Origin of the sequence: Lentilactobacillus diolivorans DSM 14421 (genome assembly GCF_001434255.1) — a bacterium.
Classification (GTDB): domain Bacteria; phylum Bacillota; class Bacilli; order Lactobacillales; family Lactobacillaceae; genus Lentilactobacillus; species Lentilactobacillus diolivorans.
This window is the reverse complement of sequence record NZ_AZEY01000031.1, coordinates 1-3269: the sequence shown is the minus strand read 5'-3', so window position 1 is coordinate 3269 and position 3269 is coordinate 1. Positions and strand designations below refer to the sequence as shown.

Below are 3269 nucleotides of genomic sequence, written 5' to 3'. Positions count from 1 at the left end.
GGCAACGTCCTACCCTCGCAGGGGGCGATCCCCCAACTACTCTTGGCGTGCAGAAGCTTAACTTCTGTGTTCGGCATGGGAACAGGTGTATCCTTCTGGCTATCGCCACCACACTTTGTGTTACTGAAAGAACTTCGTTCTCTCAAAACTAGCTAGTATTAATTTTCTATATCCTTGAAACACCATTTCTACTTGGTTAAGTCCTCGACCGATTAGTATTGGTCCGCTCCGTACATCACTGCACTTCCACTGCCAACCTATCTACCTGATCATCTCTCAGGGGTCTTACTTCCATATAGGAATGGGAAATCTCATCTTGAGGTGAGTTTCACACTTAGATGCTTTCAGCGTTTATCTCATCCATACGTAGCTACCCAGCGGTGCGCCTGGCGGCGCAACTGGTACACCAGCGGTATGTCCATCCCGGTCCTCTCGTACTAAGGACAGCTCCTCTCAAATTTCCTGCGCCCGCGACGGATAGGGACCGAACTGTCTCACGACGTTCTGAACCCAGCTCGCGTACCGCTTTAATGGGCGAACAGCCCAACCCTTGGGACCGACTACAGCCCCAGGATGCGATGAGCCGACATCGAGGTGCCAAACCTCCCCGTCGATGTGGACTCTTGGGGGAGATAAGCCTGTTATCCCCAGGGTAGCTTTTATCCGTTGAGCGATGGCCCTTCCATACGGAACCACCGGATCACTAAGCCCGACTTTCGTCCCTGCTCGACCTGTCTGTCTCGCAGTCAAGCTCCCTTCTGCCTTTACACTCGTTGAATGATTTCCAACCATTCTGAGGGAACCTTTGGGCGCCTCCGTTACTGTTTGGGAGGCGACCGCCCCAGTCAAACTGCCTACCTGACACTGTCTCCCACCACGCTAAGTGGTGCGGGTTAGAGTGTTCACACAGCGAGGGTAGTATCCCACCAATGCCTCCACCGAAACTAGCGTTCCGGCTTCAACGGCTCCTACCTATCCTGTACAAGCTGTGTCAACACCCAATATCAAGCTACAGTAAAGCTCCATGGGGTCTTTCCGTCCTGTCGCGGGTAACCTGCTTCTTCACAGGTATCTTAATTTCACCGAGTCTCTCGTTGAGACAGTGCCCAGATCGTTACGCCTTTCGTGCGGGTCGGAACTTACCCGACAAGGAATTTCGCTACCTTAGGACCGTTATAGTTACGGCCGCCGTTTACTGGGGCTTCATTTCTGGGCTTCGCCGAAGCTAACTCATCCACTTAACCTTCCAGCACCGGGCAGGCGTCAGCCCCTATACGTCATCTTTCGATTTTGCAGAAACCTGTGTTTTTGATAAACAGTCGCCTGGGCCTTTTCACTGCGGCTGATCTTGCGATCAGCACCCCTTCTCCCGAAGTTACGGGGTCATTTTGCCGAGTTCCTTAACGAGAGTTCACTCGCTCACCTGAGGATTCTCTCCTCGACTACCTGTGTCGGTTTGCGGTACGGGTAATTGATGACTCACTAGAAGCTTTTCTCGGCAGTGTGACGTCAGTTGCTTCCCTACTAAAATTTCGGTCCTCATCACTACTTGTCAACCCGCCAAAAAGCATTTAACTCTTTGACTGACTCGTAGCTTGAACATGCTTTTCCAGCCGCATGCACAACTTAGCCTCCTGCGTCCCTCCATCGCTCAAACATCATCAACTAGTACAGGAATCTCAACCTGTTATCCATCGCCTACGCCTTGCGGCCTCAGCTTAGGTCCCGACTAACCCTGGGAGGACGAGCCTTCCCCAGGAAACCTTAGTCATTCGGTGGACCAGATTCTCACTGGTCTTTCGCTACTCATACCGGCATTCTCACTTCTAAGCGCTCCACCAGTCCTTACGGTCTGGCTTCATTGCCCTTAGAACGCTCTCCTATCACCTGACCAAAGGTCAGGTCCGCAGTCTCGGTAATATGCTTAGCCCCGGTAAATTTTCGGCGCGGAATCACTCGACTAGTGAGCTATTACGCACTCTTTAAATGATGGCTGCTTCTGAGCCAACATCCTAGTTGTCTATGCAACTCCACATCCTTTTCCACTTAGCATATATTTAGGGACCTTAACTGGCGGTCTGGGCTGTTCCCCTTTCGACGATGGATCTTATCACTCACCGTCTGACTCCCGGATAAAAATCAATGGTATTCGGAGTTTATCTGAACTTAGTAACCCATGACGGGCCCCTCATCCAAACAGTGGCTCTACCTCCATGATTCTACGTCCGAGGCTAGCCCTAAAGCTATTTCGGAGAGAACCAGCTATCTCCAAGTTCGTTTGGAATTTCACCGCTACCCACACCTCATCCCAGCACTTTTCAACGTACACGGGTTCGGCCCTCCAGTGCGTTTTACCGCACCTTCAGCCTGGACATGGGTAGATCACTTGGTTTCGGGTCTACAGCAACATACTTCAACGCCCATTTCAGACTCGCTTTCGCTACGGCTCCGGCTTTTAAACCTTAACCTTGCATGCAACCGTAACTCGCCGGTTCATTCTACAAGAGGCACGCTATCACCCATTAACGGGCTCTAACTGCTTGTAGGCACATGGTTTCAGGAACTATTTCACTCCCCTTCCGGGGTGCTTTTCACCTTTCCCTCACGGTACTGGTTCACTATCGGTCACTAGGGAGTATTTAGCCTTGGGAGATGGTCCTCCCGGATTCCGACGACGTTTCACGTGTGTCGCCGTACTCAGGATCCTGAACTGAGGGTTATTGATTTCACCTACGGGGCTATCACCCGGTATCGCCAAGCTTCCCAGCTTGTTCGGTTATCAACAACTTTGGTAACTCAAATGTTCAGTCCTACAACCCCAATGAGCAAGCTCATTGGTTTGGGCTGTTCCCCGTTCGCTCGCCGCTACTGAGGGAATCGAAATTTCTTTCTGCTCCTGTGGGTACTGAGATGTTTCAGTTCCCCACGTCTACCTCAATATAGCTATGAATTCACTATATTGTAACAGCTGATTAAAGCTGCTGGGTTTCCCCATTCGGAAATCTCCGGATCAAAGCTTACGTACAGCTCCCCGAAGCATATCGGTGTTAGTCCCGTCCTTCATCGGCTCCTAGTGCCAAGGCATCCACCATGCGCCCTTTTTAACTTAACCTGGCATCACTTCGTGATGCAAGTTAATTGAGTATTTGCGATTTTTTTCTTAGTTAACAAACTCAAAATAACGCGGTGTTCTCGGTTGAAATTATATTTTTACAATACAATTACTACAGAAAATTAATACTATCTAGTTTTCAAAGAACCAAGTTTGA

Annotated in this window: 2 rRNA genes; both read right to left on the bottom strand. The window is 50.2% G+C overall.

Annotated elements, in window-relative coordinates:
• Nucleotides 1-113 (bottom strand): 5S ribosomal RNA (gene rrf / locus FC85_RS03890); the annotation flags it as partial.
• A gap of 79 nt (nt 114-192) precedes the next feature.
• Nucleotides 193-3112 (bottom strand): 23S ribosomal RNA (locus FC85_RS03885).
• Nucleotides 3113-3269 lie beyond the last annotated feature (157 nt).